The 16,522-nt window shown below is 55.0% G+C and carries 14 protein-coding genes; 9 read left to right on the top strand and 5 right to left on the bottom strand.

Annotation, left to right across the window (positions count from 1 at the left end):
- Positions 1-40: 40 nt before the first annotated feature.
- The 3 genes from fhuA to hrpB all read right to left on the bottom strand — a co-directional run bounded on the left by fhuA (position 41) and on the right by hrpB (position 7,667).
- Entirely contained in the window at positions 41-2,290 is a 2,250-nt protein-coding gene (gene fhuA, locus I6L74_RS12175; protein WP_059180081.1) for a ferrichrome porin FhuA, read from the bottom strand.
- A 234-nt stretch (positions 2,291-2,524) separates the two neighbouring features.
- A complete protein-coding gene (gene mrcB / locus I6L74_RS12170; RefSeq protein ID WP_059180082.1) occupies positions 2,525-5,053 on the bottom strand; it encodes a bifunctional glycosyl transferase/transpeptidase in 2,529 nt (842 codons plus the stop codon).
- Positions 5,054-5,237: 184 nt separating this feature from the next.
- On the bottom strand, positions 5,238-7,667 hold the full coding sequence (gene hrpB, locus I6L74_RS12165; protein WP_059180084.1) for an ATP-dependent helicase HrpB: 2,430 nt from the start codon (positions 7,665-7,667) through the stop codon (positions 5,238-5,240).
- A gap of 73 nt (positions 7,668-7,740) precedes the next feature.
- On the opposite strand from hrpB, the gene thpR reads away from it, so the two are divergent.
- From thpR to panD, 9 genes are all read left to right on the top strand, one after another.
- A complete protein-coding gene (gene thpR, locus I6L74_RS12160; RefSeq protein ID WP_059180085.1) occupies positions 7,741-8,295 on the top strand; it encodes an RNA 2',3'-cyclic phosphodiesterase in 555 nt (184 codons plus the stop codon).
- On the top strand, positions 8,285-8,989 hold the full coding sequence (gene sfsA, locus I6L74_RS12155) for a DNA/RNA nuclease SfsA (RefSeq protein ID WP_059180086.1): 705 nt from the start codon (positions 8,285-8,287) through the stop codon (positions 8,987-8,989). The genes thpR and sfsA overlap by 11 nt, the downstream gene beginning before the upstream one ends.
- A gap of 174 nt (positions 8,990-9,163) precedes the next feature.
- Positions 9,164-9,619: an RNA polymerase-binding protein DksA gene (dksA, locus tag I6L74_RS12150; RefSeq protein WP_012016093.1), complete on the top strand. Its 456-nt coding sequence runs from the start codon at positions 9,164-9,166 to the stop codon at positions 9,617-9,619.
- 71 nt (positions 9,620-9,690) lie between these two features.
- On the top strand, positions 9,691-10,581 hold the full coding sequence (gene gluQRS / locus I6L74_RS12145) for a tRNA glutamyl-Q(34) synthetase GluQRS (RefSeq protein WP_059180236.1): 891 nt from the start codon (positions 9,691-9,693) through the stop codon (positions 10,579-10,581).
- A gap of 42 nt (positions 10,582-10,623) precedes the next feature.
- A complete protein-coding gene (gene pcnB / locus I6L74_RS12140; RefSeq protein WP_072241936.1) occupies positions 10,624-12,021 on the top strand; it encodes a polynucleotide adenylyltransferase PcnB in 1,398 nt (465 codons plus the stop codon).
- Positions 12,018-12,497 carry a 2-amino-4-hydroxy-6-hydroxymethyldihydropteridine diphosphokinase gene (gene folK, locus I6L74_RS12135; RefSeq protein ID WP_059180088.1) on the top strand — a complete coding sequence of 160 codons (480 nt, stop codon included), beginning with the start codon at positions 12,018-12,020 and terminating at the stop codon, positions 12,495-12,497. Before pcnB ends, folK begins: the two co-directional genes overlap by 4 nt.
- A gap of 121 nt (positions 12,498-12,618) precedes the next feature.
- On the top strand, positions 12,619-13,410 hold the full coding sequence (panB, locus tag I6L74_RS12130; RefSeq protein ID WP_059180089.1) for a 3-methyl-2-oxobutanoate hydroxymethyltransferase: 792 nt from the start codon (positions 12,619-12,621) through the stop codon (positions 13,408-13,410).
- A gap of 11 nt (positions 13,411-13,421) precedes the next feature.
- Positions 13,422-14,276, top strand: coding sequence for a pantoate--beta-alanine ligase (gene panC / locus I6L74_RS12125; protein WP_059180090.1), 855 nt, complete (start codon positions 13,422-13,424; stop codon positions 14,274-14,276).
- Positions 14,277-14,387: 111 nt separating this feature from the next.
- On the top strand, positions 14,388-14,768 hold the full coding sequence (gene panD, locus I6L74_RS12120) for an aspartate 1-decarboxylase (RefSeq protein ID WP_012016087.1): 381 nt from the start codon (positions 14,388-14,390) through the stop codon (positions 14,766-14,768).
- Position 14,769: 1 nt separating this feature from the next.
- On the opposite strand, the gene I6L74_RS12115 is transcribed toward panD, so the two are convergent.
- Both I6L74_RS12115 and I6L74_RS12110 read right to left on the bottom strand, forming a co-directional pair.
- The gene (locus I6L74_RS12115; protein WP_059180091.1) at positions 14,770-16,017 is read right to left on the bottom strand and encodes a polysaccharide deacetylase family protein; all 1,248 of its coding nucleotides are present in this window, start codon (positions 16,015-16,017) and stop codon (positions 14,770-14,772) included.
- Positions 16,018-16,079: 62 nt separating this feature from the next.
- Entirely contained in the window at positions 16,080-16,520 is a 441-nt protein-coding gene (locus tag I6L74_RS12110; protein WP_059180092.1) for a PTS sugar transporter subunit IIA, read from the bottom strand.
- Positions 16,521-16,522: the final 2 nt, after the last annotated feature.

Below are 16,522 nucleotides of genomic sequence, written 5' to 3'. Positions count from 1 at the left end.
CGTGTTAAAGGGCACGGCGAACCGTGCCCGAAGAGAAAAATTAGAAGCGGAAGGTCGCAGTGGCGACAACCTGACGTTCAGCACCCCAGAAACAGCCGTAGGTGTTAAAGCAGCTGGCGACATATTCGCGATCGAACAGGTTGTTCACATGAAGCGCCACGTTGGAGCCCGCCATGCCGACACGCGCCAGGTCGTAGCGGACTAACGCATCCACCAGGGTATAGCTGCCCACGGTGAAGGTGTTCGCCGGATCGCCTTTGCTTGTGCCGGTATAACGAACGCCCGTGCCCAATGTCAGGCCAGACAACGCGCCGTCAAAGAGGGTGTAATCGCCCCACAGGGATGCCATGTGTTTTGGCACCTGCGCTGGCGTGTTGCCTTTGTAATTGGTGTCGGTGGTGTATTCCGCATCGGTGTAGGTGTAAGAACCCACAACGTTAACGCTGGCAGACAACGCCGCTTTCGCTTCCAGTTCAAAACCGCGAGAACGGATTTCGCCGCCTTCAACCGAGAAGAATGAACCGGCAGGATCACCCATCAGGTTGTTGGTTTTGGTCAGCTGGTACACCGCACCGGTCAGCACAATAGGACGATCGCTGGGTACGTATTTCACGCCGGCTTCGTACTGTTTGCCTTTAGACGGGGTGAAAATGTTACCAGACGCGCCCACGGTGGACGACGGTTCAAACGATTCGCTGTAGCTGAAGTACGGCGTTACACCGTTATCAAACAGGTAGTTAACGCCGCCACGCCAGGTGAATTGCTTATCATCGCGTGAATCGGTCGTATTGAAAACACGGTTAAAGGAATCCTGTTTCGCCCAGTCGTAACGGCCACCAAGGGTGACTAATACTTTATCCCACTGCGCCTGATCCTGGACGTAAACACCGGTCTGCTTCTGTTTGTTCAGCACCTGGTATGCGCCTGACGGGCCAGGGTGTGCGCCAAAATCGAAATCGTTGCGATCGAGGTTATAGATGTCGGACGGCGCAACGGAGCCGGCATAGCCAAACCAGGAGTCGATATCGTTACGCATGCGCATAAAGTCAACGCCGGTCAGCAAGGTGTGATCCACAGAACCGGTCGCGAATTTGCTTTGCAACTGGGTATCAACAGAGAAATTCTCGAGTTTTTCGTTATCAATCACGTACTGACGGGTCAGCGTATGGCCCCATTGTGACTGCGGTACGCCAGCGCAAGGGCTGCTCGCCGGATTGCTGGAATAGAGCGGATCGGAGCACATGCCATAACCGTACACGCTGTTCTGTGAGGTTTTATTCTGCGCGTAACGCAGGTTCTGGCGCACGGTGAAGGTATCGTTGAATTCGTGGTCGAAGCTGTAGCCAACCATTTTCTCGTTGCGGGAATAGGTGTTGTTTTCCGCGCCTTCGTTGAAATCAGTCGGGAGACGTTTGCCGTTCGGCAGCGTATTGACGGTGCCCTCTTTCGGCAACCAGCCGTAGTAGCCGGTTTCCGGCTCGTTCTGGAAATAAGACAGGAACGTAAAGTTGGTTTTGTCACTCGGACGCCAGCTGAATGACGGCGCGATAGTGTAACGCTGCTCTTCTGCACCTTGCTGCTGGGCATTGGCCGAGCGCGCCAGGCCCGTTAAGCGATAAGAGTAAACCCCGTCGTCGTCAATTGCATCGCTGAAGTCAAAACCGGTCTGTAACAGGTTATTGGTACCCATTTTGAACTGGACTTCATACAGCGGGGTCGTGGTCGGGCGCTTGCTGACCATATTCAGCAGGCCGCCTGGGTTGCTCTTTCCGTACAGGACGGAAACCGGACCGCGCAGAACTTCAGCGCGTTCCAGGAAGTAAGGGTCGATCACCGCATCGTTATAGAAGTTGCCCTGCATCTTCAGGCCATCCAGATAGTTGTTCTGGCTTTGGCCATCAGCAGCGAAACCGCGGATGATCAGATAGTCATAGGTATTCGACGCGCCACGCGTCCCCACGGCAACTCCCGGGGTGTAGCTCAGCGCCTCTTTCACCGATTTAGGCTGGTGCAGCGCCATCTCTTCTGCGGTCACAACAGAAATTGATTGGGGTACTTTTTGGATAGGCGTGTCTGTTTTCGTCCCTGTCGCAGACTGACGCGCCGCAATCGTCGCCGCAGGCCCCCAGGCGCTTTCCTGCGCAGCCGGTGCCGCCGTGACGGTGATGGTTTCTTCTTTAGGGGTATCTGCCGCATGTGCAAAAACAGACATGCCACTTACCGCTGTGGCTACAACGACTGCGATTTTACGCAGCGAAGCATTCATTGGCTGAGCAGTTTTAAGCGCCATTGGTATATCTCTGATGAAAGAGTGAATGATAACGTAAACGAGAATTATTATTATGACCGCAGAATAATAGGCGAAACGCTGGCGGCATAGCAAGCAATATGCGCCCCTACAAGAATTGAGGGTTTAAGAATTAAACAAGTAGAAACGCGGGGTTAAACTGAGATGAAAATCAGGTTAGAAGAATGTATGACGGAAGTGAAAAATCCCCCTCACTGCGGAGGGGGATGAGCGAGACTAGTTGCTGCCGAACATATCTTTGATCCAGCCTGCGACGCCGTCGCTGTCTTTCTTCTCATTCTGCTGCTGCGGCTGTTGCTGCGGCTGCTGCTGCTGAGATTGAGAAGACTGTTCAAACGGATTACCCGTCGGTTGCTGCGTTGGGTTTTGCTGGCACAGCGAATCCGGATCGGTCGTCCAGACAGGCAAGGTACGCACCCCGCCGCCGCAAACGAAGTTACCGGAATCATCCACGCCCATATCGACGATATCTTCTGGCGTCGTCAGGTTCAGCGGAACCGGAGATTGATTAGCCAGATAGCGCTGATAAATCGACATCGCCCCGCTTGCACCGTACAGCTTGGTCGGCTGGTTGTTATCGCGGCCAACCCAGGTGATCACCACTTCACGCCCGTCAATCCCTGCAAACCAGGTATCGACGTTGTTGTTGGTGGTCCCGGTTTTACCCGCCAGATGCAGACCCGGATATTTCGCGCCAAGCTGGCGACCCGTACCGCGCTGCACAACCTGCTGCATCGTCCACAGCGTCATATACGCGGCCTGCGCAGGCACCGCGCGCTCCGCCTGCGGGAAGCTCTGATACAGCACCGAGCCGTCTTCAGCGATAACCGAACGCAGAGAAGAGAGCTGAGCGCGGTTACCGCCGCTGGCGATCGTCTGGAATGCCTGCGCCACTTCGATTGGCGTTAGGTTCAACGCGCCCAGGATCATCGCCGGCACCGGATGCAGCTGATCTTTCGCTACCCCCAGCTTCTGCCAGGTGTCCGTAATCGCAGGCAGACCCAGCGCCATACCGAGGTTAACCGTCGGCACGTTCATGGAACGGGTTAGCGCATCCACCAGCATCACCTGACCGCTGAACTGTTTATCATCGTTCTGCGGCGACCATACCTGGCCGTTAGGCTGGCGCAGGGCAATCGGTGCATCGGCAATCCAGGTGTTCAGTCGATACTGATTCGGCTGGCTCAGCGCGGTCAGATAGGTCGCCGGTTTTGCCAGAGAACCAATCGAACGACGCGCCTGCATCGCGCGGTTGTAGCCCGCGTATTGCGGTTCAGCACCGCCGACCATCGCACGAACTTCACCGGAATTACGATCGACCACCACCATCGCGGTTTCCAGATCGCTCAGCTTACGCTGCTTTTTCAGCACCGGAATGCCGTCAACTGCGGCTTTCTCAGCGGCGTCCTGCGCGACCGAGTCGAACGTGGTAAAGATCTTCACGCCGGAGAGATCTTTCACCTTATCGCCAAGCTTGGTTTGCAGCTCCTGACGCACCATCTGCATAAACGCAGGCTGTGGAGAGATTACCCCACCGCGCGGCTGAACGCCCAGCGGACGCGCACTCAGCATCTCGTAAAGTTCCTGATCGATAACCTGCTGCTGTTGCAGCAAACGCAGGACCAGATTACGACGCTCAAGCGCCAGCTTCGGGTTGCGCCACGGGTTATAGATAGACGCGCCTTTCACCATGCCCACCAGCAACGCTTGCTGATCGAGGCTCAGTTCCTCTACCGGACGACCAAAGTAGTACAGGCTCGCCAGCGGGAAGCCGCGGATCTCATTATCGCCGCTCTGACCGAGATACACCTCGTTCATGTACAGCTCAAGGATACGATCCTTGCTGTAGCGGGCATCCATCAGCACGGCCATGTACGCTTCGTTGGCCTTACGCCAGTAAGAGCGCTCGCTGGAGAGGAACAGGTTTTTAACCAGCTGCTGCGTCAGGGTACTCGCCCCCTGCACCGTGCGTCCGGCCGTCAGGTTCGCCAGCACCGCACGACCGATGGAGTACAAACTCACGCCGTCGTGTTCGTAGAAATGACGGTCTTCCGTCGCCAGCAGCGTATCGACCAGCAGATCCGGGAAGCCGTTACGCGCCACAAACAGGCGCTGCTCGCCGTTTGGTGAAGAGAGCATGGTGATCAGGCGCGGATCGAGACGGAAGAAACCGAACTGGCGGTTGCTTTCCAGGTTCTCGATTGTTTCGAGACGATCGCCGTCAAAGGTCAGACGCGCACGCACCTGCCCTTCTTTACTGTCCGGGAAATCAAACGGACGACGGATCATCTCGATGCTTTTCGCCTGCACGGTAAACTCGCCGGGACGCGTCATCTTCGTCACCTGACGATACTGTGTCGCTTCCAGCAGTTTGACCATTTCGTTCTTGCTGATGGACATATCTGGCTCAAGGTTCACCATGCGGCCATATACCGCCGCCGGTAACTGCCAGACTTTACCGTCGATACGGCTGCGGATCTTTTGATCCAGGTACACACCGTAAATCGCCATCAGGGCAACAAATACAATAAACAGCTTCAGCAGCAGCCAGAACCAGCCGCGTCGTCCACGAGGCTTCCGCCCTTTGCCTTTACCTTTACGCGGCATGGGTTCTTGATCCTCATCATCGTCTTCATAGTCATCGTCATAATCCTCATCACTGAGGCGACGACGGCTCACTTTTTCCTTCGCCGGACGCGCAGGTTTACCCTTACGTCCAATTGGCTCGCGGTCATTCCCCGCCATGCTTTTTCTCCGCAACTGTCAGGCGCAAAGGCCCGATTCTCTTTTCTTCCACCAGGCGGTGAAAGAAGAAATCTCTCAAAAATAAACACCTAAACTTTTCAATGGCAAAAGTCTTGCGTGTTTTCCCCCTCTCCCTGAGGAAGAGGGCCGGGGTGAGGGTTTCACACTGCACTCCCCACTTCGGTTACGAATATTTTTTCGTCCGTCTCGTCGGTGCTGTGTTTGCCGGATCGTCCGGCCAGACGTGCTTTGGATAACGCCCTTTCATCTCTTTTTGCACTTCGCGATAGCTTCCGGCCCAGAACGCGCTTAAATCACGCGTAATTTGCAGCGGACGATGCGCAGGTGATAATAGCTCAAGTACCAGCGGAACACGCCCTTCTGCAATGGATGGCGTGGCGGACTCACCAAACATCTCCTGCATCCGCACGGCCAGCGCCGGTGGATTATCTTGATGATAACGAATGGCTATCCGGCTTCCGGTCGGCACAGTGTAATGCCCAGGAAGCTCTCTATCCAGACGTTGGCGCAATGACCAGTCGAGTAAATTCTGTAACGCTGTCTTAACATCCAGAGATTTAAGCGCTTTGAGCGAATGCACACCGCGCATTTCGGGCAATAACCACGTCTCCAGTGAGGCCAGCAGCGTTTCATCATCAACCGCAGGCCAGTCATATTCCGGCAACCACTGCGCCGCGCAGTGTAAACGCAATCGATACTGTTCAGCCTCCGGCGTCCAGCTCAGGACGTTCAGGCCTTTATCACGAATACCGTTCAGCATCGCCTGGTGTAATTCGTCTTCTGACGGCTTTGCCAGCGGCTTAACGCTTACCGTGAGTCGACCAATCTGGCTGCGGCGAAACGCCTTTAAGGTGCCCTGCGCGTCATCCCACTCAACGGTATCAGACTGCTGCAAAAGTTGCGGGCAACGGCGCGTTAGCGCATCAATATCCACTGCCACCGCCTGCAAAATGCGCGCATCGGGCGACTGACTGCCCTGCAACAGCAGCGGCGCGATGAGCCACTCATGACGCGTCAGCGCATCGTCGCTGTCCAGCATCGCACCCATTCCATTTGCAAGCTGATAGCGCCCGTCCAGGCCGCGCCGACGGGCAATCCTGTCGGGAAAAGCCTGCGCCAGCAGTTCGGTGATTTTATCGCTGTCCAGCATCCCGCCCCGGCTGTTAAGCCGCTGACAAAGCCGCTGCGCGCGCTGCTGCCAGTTCGGCTGATGACGGGAGAACGCCGAAGCCAAATCGCTGCTCGCCCCGCGCGGCGGCTCCTCCAGAATGGCGGCAAGTTTTGCTGCCGTGGCAATCTCATCATCCCCGATCGCGGCAATCAGCATCGCCGCCAGGCGCGGATCGTTCCCCAGCGCAGCCATTTTCTGGCCTGCTGGCGTTAACCGATCGCCGTCCAGAGCACCCAGTTGCGTTAACAATTGCCGCGCCGCCGTCAGATTCACCACCGGCGGCCGATCGAGCCAGCAGAGCTGCGCCGGATCGGGGCATCCCCACTGCAACAGTTCCATGAGCAATCCTGAAAGATCGCTTTGCAAAATTTCTGGCGTACTTTGCGCGACGGCGCGCTCGGCCTGTTCCGCGCTGGTGAGATGCAGACAGATCCCCGCCTCCAGACGCCCGGCGCGACCCGCACGCTGCGTCATGGAAGCCTGGCTGATACGCTGCGTCACCAGTTTGGTCAGTCCGGTGCGCGGATCAAAACTCGCCACCCGCTCCTGCGCCGTATCGACCACCAGACGGATGCCTTCAATGGTTAAGCTGGTCTCGGCGATATTGGTCGCCAGCACCACTTTTCGCTGGCCGACGGGCGGCGGAAGTATCGCCTTGCGCTGTTCATTCAGAGAAAGTGCGCCGTACAGCGGACACAGCACAACATCGCTGCCCACGCGCGCAGCCAGCTTCTCCTGAACGCGCTGGATTTCGCCCACGCCGGGTAAAAACAGCAGCAATGATCCGGATTCGTGGCGCAATAGCTCAGCCGTCGCGATAGCAACCGCTTCATCGAAGCGCTGATGGGCGGGCAACGTTTGATAGCGACGTTCAACCGGAAACGCACGACCTTCAGAGGAAATGACCGGCGCATCGGGCAGGATCTGTCGCAGCCGTTCGTTGTCGAGCGTGGCGGACATGATCAGCAGCTTGAGATCCTCACGCAGCCCTTGCTGCACGTCGAGCAGCAGCGCCAGCGCCAGATCGGCTTGCAGGCTGCGCTCATGAAATTCATCAAGGATCACCAGCCCCACGCCGTTCAGCTCGGGATCGTTTTGCAGCATCCGGGTCAGGATCCCTTCCGTCACCACTTCCAGCCGCGTCGTCGCGCCGACGCAGGTTTCCGCGCGCATACGATAACCCACGGTTTCGCCGGGCTTTTCACCGAGCAGTTCGGCCAGGCGTTGCGCCACGTTGCGCGCCGCCAGCCTGCGCGGTTCCAGCAGAATGATTTTACCAAAAATATCGCCCTCTTTGAGGATCTGTAGCGGCAGCCACGTCGATTTACCCGCCCCGGTAGGCGCGTTCAGCAGGACGTGAGGGGCATGGCGTAAGGCGGCAAGAAGCTCGGGAAGTACGGCGGCGACCGGCAATGAGGACACTAACTGCTCCAGAGGGTTAACATTCGTCGGCGTACATTGTAGCATCGGCGCATATCATTACCGAGTCCCCCGTATGTCTGAGTCGAAACGCCTGTTTTTCGCTATTGAACCGCCCGCCAAAATACAGCGGCAAATCGTTCGCTGGCGCGCTGAACATTTCCAACCGGACGCCGGACGTCCGGTTGCCTCGGCGAATTTACATCTCACGCTGGCTTTTTTGGGTGACGTCAGCGCGGATAAACAACAGGCGCTGGCTAAACTGGCCGGACGTATCCTTCAGCCGGGTTTTACCCTGAATCTCGATGACGCCGGTCAGTGGCTGCGTTCCCGCGTCGTGTGGCTGGGAACGCGTCAGCCGCCGCGTGGATTACTGCAGTTGGCCAATCTTTTGCGAGCGCAAGCCGCGCGCAGCGGGTGCTATCAAAGCCCGCAGCCGTTTCATCCTCATATCACCCTGTTGCGAAACACCCGCCATGCCGTCGCCATCCCGCCACCAGGCTTTCACTGGACGTTTTCGGTCACAGAATTCGTCCTTTACGAATCGTTTTTCTCAAACGGACGCACCCGATATACGCCGCTTCAGCGCTTTGCGTTGAGCGAACAACCAAGGATTTCCGATGAAGTTTAGCCCCGCCCTGCAATCCGCCACGCTTATCCAGCGCTATAAACGTTTTCTGGCGGATGTCGTGACGCCTGCGGGTGAACATTTGACGCTGCACTGCCCGAATACTGGGGCAATGACTGGGTGCGCAACCCCCGGCGATACGGTGTGGTACTCCACGTCAGAAAATCTGAAACGCAAATATGCGCACACCTGGGAAATCACCGAGACCCAACAAGGGGCGTTTATTTGTGTGAATACCCAACGCGCGAATCAACTGGTCAAAGAAGCCATCACCACCAATACGATCCCGGAGTTAACTGGCTACGCTTCCCTTAAAGGCGAAGTGAAATATGGCGAGGAAGGCAGCAGAATTGATTTTATGTTGCAGGCGGACGATCGCCCTGAGTGCTATATTGAAGTCAAATCAGTGACGTTAGCAGACAGGGATAATGGCTACTTTCCGGATGCGGTGACGCTACGCGGCCAAAAGCATCTGCGAGAGTTAATGACTGTTGCGGCGACGGGGAAGCGCGCCGTATTGTTGTTTGCGGTTTTGCATTCAGCCATTGAACGATTTTCCCCGGCTCGTCATATTGACCCGAAGTACGCACAATTGTTGAATGAGGCACAAAAGCAGGGGGTAGAAATTTTAGCTTATAAAGCTGAACTTTCTGCCGATAATATGACTCTGAAGTCCACTCTCCCCGTTGTGTTATAAGGGGTTAGAAGATGGCGATTTGGTGTTCTGGCCGCGTGCGCAAATACGCTTTTCCTCACAGGCTTGTCAAGTGTTACGTTTAGATAATTGCCTTACGGAAAAGCATCTGCTATTTATAGCGACCTGATTTTTCCCCCACACGGGGATCGATAGTGCGTGTTAAGGAGAAGCAACATGCAAGAAGGGCAAAACCGTAAAACATCGTCCCTGAGTATTCTCGCCATCGCTGGGGTGGAGCCATATCAAGAGAAGCCGGGCGAAGAGTATATGAACGAAGCCCAGCTGTCTCACTTCAAGCGTATTCTTGAAGCATGGCGTAATCAACTTAGGGATGAAGTCGATCGCACCGTTACCCACATGCAGGACGAAGCAGCAAACTTCCCGGACCCGGTTGACCGTGCCGCTCAGGAAGAAGAGTTCAGCCTCGAACTGCGTAACCGTGACCGCGAGCGCAAGCTGATCAAGAAGATTGAGAAGACGCTGAAGAAGGTTGAAGACGAAGATTTCGGCTTCTGCGAATCCTGCGGTGTAGAAATTGGTATTCGTCGCCTTGAAGCGCGTCCGACTGCCGATCTGTGCATCGACTGCAAAACGCTGGCTGAAATCCGCGAAAAGCAGATGGCCGGTTAATTCCAGCCCTGTTATCACGATCATAAAGGCGGGAGTCTCTCCCGCCTTGTTACTTTTTGTCTGCCGTGAATATGCCTCAATCAGACTATATCGGGCGCTTTGCGCCATCCCCCTCCGGTGAATTGCACTTCGGATCGCTTATTGCCGCACTGGGCAGTTACCTGCAAGCGCGGGCGAATAACGGCATCTGGCGCGTTCGTATCGAAGATATTGATCCTCCGCGTGAAGTTCCCGGTGCTGCAAAAACCATTCTGCATCAGCTGGAACATTACGGCCTGAACTGGGACGGTGACGTTCTCTGGCAATCCCAGCGACATGACGCTTATCGCGAACACCTGGCGTGGCTGCACTCAAAAGGTTTGTCATATTACTGCACCTGTACCCGCGCACGTATTCAGAGCGCTGGCGGCGTGTACGATGGTCATTGCCGGCACCTGAATCACGGTCCCGAAAACGCCGCCGTCCGTTTACTGCAACATTCACCCGTGACCCATTTTAATGATTTGCTGCTCGGCGAGATTCACGCCGATAAACGCCTGGCGAATGAAGATTTTATTATTCACCGACGCGATGGTTTATTTGCGTATAACCTGGCCGTGGTAGTGGATGACCATTTTCAGGGCGTGACGGAAATTGTGCGCGGCGCCGATCTGATTGAGCCGACGGTGCGTCAAATTTCACTGTATAAACTCTTCGGCTGGGACGTTCCGGATTATATCCATTTGCCGCTGGCATTGAATGCGCAAGGGAATAAACTCTCGAAACAGAACCACGCGCCCGCGTTGCCAAATGGCGATCCACGACCTGTTTTGATCGACGCGCTGCGATTTCTGAATCAGAATGTCACAAGCGAATGGCAGGATTTACGTCTTGATGAATTACTGAAAATATCCATTGATAATTGGGTGCTATCGGCGGTGCCTAAAATCCAGCATTCTCAAACGCATCTTGCTGAGCTATGATTAGCCGCTTTTTTCATAACAAAACACACTACGAGGTGTACTATTTTTACTCGAGTTGCTAATTTTTGCCGTAAGGTGCTAAGCCGCGATGAAAGCGTAGCGAATGACGCTATTGCTCAATCCCATATGTCGGTTATTCCGCGTGAGCAGCACACTATTTCCCGCAAAGATATCAGTGAAAATGCCCTCAAGGTGCTCTATCGTCTGAATAAAGCAGGCTATGAGGCCTATCTCGTGGGCGGTGGGGTTCGCGATTTACTGCTCGGCCAAAAACCGAAAGATTTTGACGTGACGACCAGCGCCACGCCTGAACAGGTGCGCAAGTTATTCCGTAACTGTCGCCTGGTGGGCCGTCGATTCCGTCTCGCTCACGTCATGTTTGGCCCAGAAATCATCGAGGTGGCGACGTTCCGTGGCCATCACGAAGCGGGCGCGCCAGCGGATCGTACCACCTCGCAGCGCGGCCAGAACGGCATGCTGCTGCGCGACAACATTTTTGGTTCTATCGAAGAAGACGCCCAGCGTCGCGATTTCACCATCAACAGCCTTTACTACAGCGTGGCCGATTTTTCGGTGCGTGATTTCGTGGGTGGCGTAAAGGATCTGAAAGAGGGCGTGATTCGTCTGATTGGTAATCCTGAAACGCGCTACCGCGAAGATCCGGTGCGCATGCTGCGCGCCGTGCGTTTCGCCGCCAAGCTGAACATGCAGATCAGCGCCGAAACGGCAGAACCGATCCCGCGCCTGGCGACGCTCATCAACGATGTGCCTCCTGCGCGTCTGTTTGAAGAAGTGCTGAAACTACTGCAGGCGGGTTATGGTTACGAAACCTATAAACTGCTGCGTGAAAATAGCCTGTTCCAGCCGCTGTTCCCGTCCATCGTTCGCTACTTTACCGAAAGCGGTGATAGCCCGATGGAGCGCATCATTGCGCAGGTGCTGAAAAACACAGACACCCGCATTCACAATGATATGCGCGTCAATCCGGCATTCCTGTTTGCGGCGATGTTCTGGTATCCACTACTGGAAACCGCGCAGAAAATTGCCCAGGAAAGCGGGCTGGCCTATTACGATGCCTTTGCGCTTGCCGCGAATGATGTGCTCGACGAGGCCTGCCGTACTCTGGCGATCCCGAAACGCATCACTACGCTGGTTCGTGATATCTGGCAGTTGCAGTTGCGTATGTCTCGCCGTCAGGGCAAGCGCGCCTGGAAGCTGATGGAGCATCCAAAATTCCGCGCGGCGTACGATCTGCTGGCGCTGCGTGCTGAGATTGAAAACAATAAAGAGCTGCAAAGTCTGGTGCAGTGGTGGGGCGAGTTCCAGGTCTCAGCACCGCCGGAACAAAAAGGGATGCTCACGAATCTCGACGAAGAGCCAGAACCGCGCCGTCGTCATCGCCGCCCACGCAAGCGCGCACCGCGCCAGGGCAGTGCATGACCCTCGCTTACATCGCCATCGGCAGCAATCTGGCCTCTCCATTGGATCAGGTGAATGCTGCCGTTCAGGCGCTGGCTGATATCAAACAGAGCCGCGTGATGGCGGTTTCTGCGTATTACCGCACGCCGCCGCTGGGCCCACAGGATCAACCCGATTATCTGAACGCTGCCGTGGTGCTGGACACCGCGCTTGACGCCGAAACGCTGCTGGATAATACCCAGCGCATTGAGCTACAACAGGGGCGTGTCCGTAAAGATGAACGCTGGGGACCGCGCACGCTGGATCTCGACATCATGCTTTTTGGCGATGAGATCATCCAGACCGAACGCCTGACCGTTCCGCATTACGACATGAAAAATCGTGGTTTTATGCTCTGGCCGCTGCTTGAAGTCGCCCCCGCCCTCACCTTCCCCGATGGCACCTCGTTACAGGCCGTATTGCAGCAGCTTAACGCCAAAAAACCCGCGCTCTGGTAATCCTCTTTTCTGCCGATTTTCTCTCCCTGATTTGTGATTAATCGGTTGCCTAAAATCATTGTTCCCCCGAATGTTACTGTTAGAATGCGCAAAGAATCGCTTTGGGCCATCAGGAAACATTATGAAACCAACCACCATCTCCTTACTGCAGAAATGCAAACAGGAAAAAAAACGCTTCGCCACGATCACGGCCTACGACTTCAGTTTTGCAAAACTGTTTGCTGAAGAAGGGATAAACGTCATGCTGGTCGGCGATTCGTTAGGGATGACGGTACAAGGACATGATTCCACTCTGCCAGTGACGGTAGACGACATTGCTTATCACACACACGCTGTTCGTCGCGGGGCACCTCACTGCCTGCTGCTGTCTGATTTGCCGTTTATGGGTTACGCCACGCCAGAGCAGGCATTTGAGAATGCTGCTGCAGTGATGCGCGCGGGTGCTAACATGGTCAAAATTGAAGGCGGTGCGTGGCTGGTTGATACCGTCAAAATGCTGACCGAACGCGCCGTGCCCGTGTGCGGGCATCTGGGGCTCACGCCGCAGTCTGTGAATGTCTTTGGTGGCTACAAAGTTCAGGGCCGGGGCGATGCGGGACAGATCCTGCTTGATGATGCCCTGGCGCTGGAAGCCGCGGGTATTCAGCTGTTAGTGCTGGAATGCGTGCCCGTTGAGCTGGCAAAACGCGTGACCGACGCGCTCACGATCCCGGTCATCGGGATTGGCGCAGGTAACGTTACCGACGGGCAGATTCTGGTGATGCATGATGCCTTTGGCATTACCGGCGGCCACATTCCCAAATTCGCGAAGAATTTCCTCAGTGAAGCGGGCGACATGCGCGCCGCAGTCAGGCAGTATATTGCCGACGTCGAATCCGGTGTTTACCCGGGTGAAGAACACAGTTTCCATTAAGGAGTCTCGTTGTGCTAATCATTGAAACCCTGCCGCTGTTGCGCCAGCACATTCGTCGCCTGCGTCAGGAAGGTAAACGCATCGCCCTGGTGCCAACCATGGGCAATCTCCACGACGGCCATATGAAACTGGTCGACGAAGCAAGAGCCCGTGCTGATGTGGTCGTGGTCAGTATTTTCGTCAACCCAATGCAGTTCGACCGTGCCGACGATCTGGCGCGCTATCCGCGCACGCTGCAGGAAGATTGCGAAAAGCTCAAAAAACGCCACGTTGATTTCGTCTTCTCCCCTGCGCCTTCGGATATCTATCCGCAGGGGACAGAGGGCGCAACCTATGTCGACGTTCCGGGGATTTCGACCATGCTTGAGGGTGCCAGCCGCCCTGGGCATTTCCGTGGCGTTTCAACGATTGTCAGCAAGCTGTTCAACCTGGTCCAGCCGGATATCGCCTGCTTCGGCGAGAAAGATTTTCAGCAGCTGGCGCTGATCCGCAAAATGGTGGCCGATATGGGCTACGACATTGAGATCGTGGGCGTGCCGATTGTTCGCGCCAAAGACGGGCTGGCGCTCAGCTCGCGTAATGGTTATCTGACTGCCGACCAGCGTAAAATCGCACCGGGTCTGTGCAAAGTGATGAATGCGATGGCGGAACAGCTAAAGGCTAAAGAGCTAACAACAGAAGAGATTGTCGCGCTGGCCGAGCAAGAGTTGAACGACAAAGGTTTGCGCGCCGACGATATCCAAATTCGTGACGCCGATACGCTGGTGGAGCTTTCAGACACCAGCAAACGCGCGGTGATTCTGGTCGCAGCGTGGCTCGGTCAGGCGCGCCTGATCGACAATAAAGTGGTTGAGCTGACGCAGTAGACACCGACTAAAAATCGGGCAATACTGCGCCGATATTTGCCTGGGAAATATCCCTTCACCCTGCCCTCTCGGCCTTGAGAGGGTAAAGCATGATGATTAAAGGTAGACGTAATGATTCGCAAAATGCTGCAAGGTAAGCTTCACCGCGTAAAAGTCACTCAGGCCGATCTGCACTATGAAGGCTCCTGTGCGATTGATCAGGATTTTCTCGACGCAGCCGGAATTCTTGAAAACGAAGCGATTGATATCTGGAACGTCACTAACGGCAACCGCTTCTCAACCTATGCGATTGCAGGCGAGCGCGGCTCCAAAATTATCTCTGTCAACGGTGCGGCCGCACACTGCGCGTCCGTGGGTGACATTGTGATCATCGCCAGCTTTGTCATGATGTCTGACGAAGAAGCGCGTCGCTGGCAACCGAAAGTGGCCTATTTCGAAGGCGACAATGAAATGAAACGTACGGCAAAAGCCATTCCCGTTCAGGTTGCCTGATTTACCCTTGCGGCTGATTACTGATCAGCCGCGACATGGTCTCTAACGAATCCGTCCTCAGAATATATAAACGTTTCAGTAAGAACGGATTATCTCCCGGCTTCACCTTCCCTTTCACCGTCGTCACCGCCAAATGAAAACCCGCATCGTTAGCCGCTTTCACCGCTTTATCATCATAGCCGCCGAACGGATACGAGAGATACAGGACGCGGGGGTTGAACTGTGCCAGCGCGCGTCGTGAGCGTTCAAAATCGAACAAAATGACGTGGTAGCTGCGGCTCAATAAAATTGGGTGTTTATTGGCATCTACACGGTGTAAGAAATGGGTGTGAGACTGAATATCAAACACATCCTGAATCTCTTTCAGTTCCGATACGCTCATAAACTGCAGCGATTTCGGGTCCCATTTCTGGGGATGGCCTTTAATGCGCGATGAAATAATAAATGCCGTCGCCTTGAAGCCGTACTCCTTCAGGATCGGCCAGGCGTAGCGGCTGACCGACTTCAGACCATCGTCGAACGTAATCACCACCGCACGTGCCGGGAGGTTCATTTTGTTACGCACATACCCTTCGAGCTGGTACATCGTCAACGTGGTATAGCCCTGATCGCGCAGCCAGGTCATCTGGTTATTGAATGCACGCACGCTTGTGGTGGTTGAGGTGTGGCGAAAGCGGGTATTCTCTTCATCATGCAAAATATGGTGATACGTGATAACCGGAATACCGCTGTCTTCCTGCGCATCCAGACTGCTCACCCACGCCAGCCGATTGCCGATGCGGATTTGAAACCAGGTTTGGTTCAGACGGTCTTTAAGTTTATTCAGAATGGGGTAGCGCAGATTGTCACTGAGCGTCCCGAAAGGCGCGCTGCCGTTGTTTGGGGCGTTATAGACCGGAGTGTCTTTCCAGGTGATTAAATTCTGATTGCTCAGGGGCTTATTCAGATCGCCGAGGCTATCTTCAACGCGCTGTTTGCCCTGCACGTTTTCGAGATGGCCCTTATCGATAAATCCCGTCCCAAAGCCAAAACGAAATTCGTAGTAATCAGCATTGGTCGGGACCACGGCAATAATCTGTCCTGCACGAACGTTGCCGACGTTAACGACATTATTCCCCACCTGCGCCCAGATGGCCGCATCTTCGGTGGTTTGCATGTACTGAGCGGGTAAGCCTTGCTGGCTTAATAAACTGGCAGAAACGCCGCCGGATACCAGTAGCAAAAGCAGGAAAATGATACGCGTGAGCATGAGGTTTGTGTCGAAGCGGAAAACTGGCGTTATTGTAACAAAAGCGGCATCAATACCAATGTTTAATTCTTATACAGGTCGTGCAGCAGGACAAAAGGCGGGTTTTTCTGTTGCTGATGCCACAGGCTGCTTACACCGGGGATCTCCTGTCCGACAATCATATCGCGAAATTCAGCGCTGCTAAGCGTTTCCCGTAGCGGATACATCATTTCGAGTAGCTCATAATTAATGCCGGAAATGACTTCGCAATTTTCATGCTTATGGCTCAACAATGCGGCCGCACGATAGGGTGCCGCACCGGATTTGTCGGTGAGGAAAATCACACCCTCGCCCGTATCCGTTTGATGCTGGGCATCACACATCATACGACTGAGCATATTGGTGCTCAGCCCAGGCCAGTAGTTGACCGCGAGACATTGTGGCAGCGGACCAAAATTCTTCTCCAGGCGTTCGAGAAAAGCCTGAGCGTTGTCATCATGACAGGTAATCACCCAACCCAGCATAG

It is taken from the genome of Lelliottia amnigena, assembly GCF_019047465.1.
Lineage (GTDB): Bacteria > Pseudomonadota > Gammaproteobacteria > Enterobacterales > Enterobacteriaceae > Enterobacter > Enterobacter amnigenus.
This window is presented reverse-complemented; position numbering and strand designations above follow the sequence as displayed.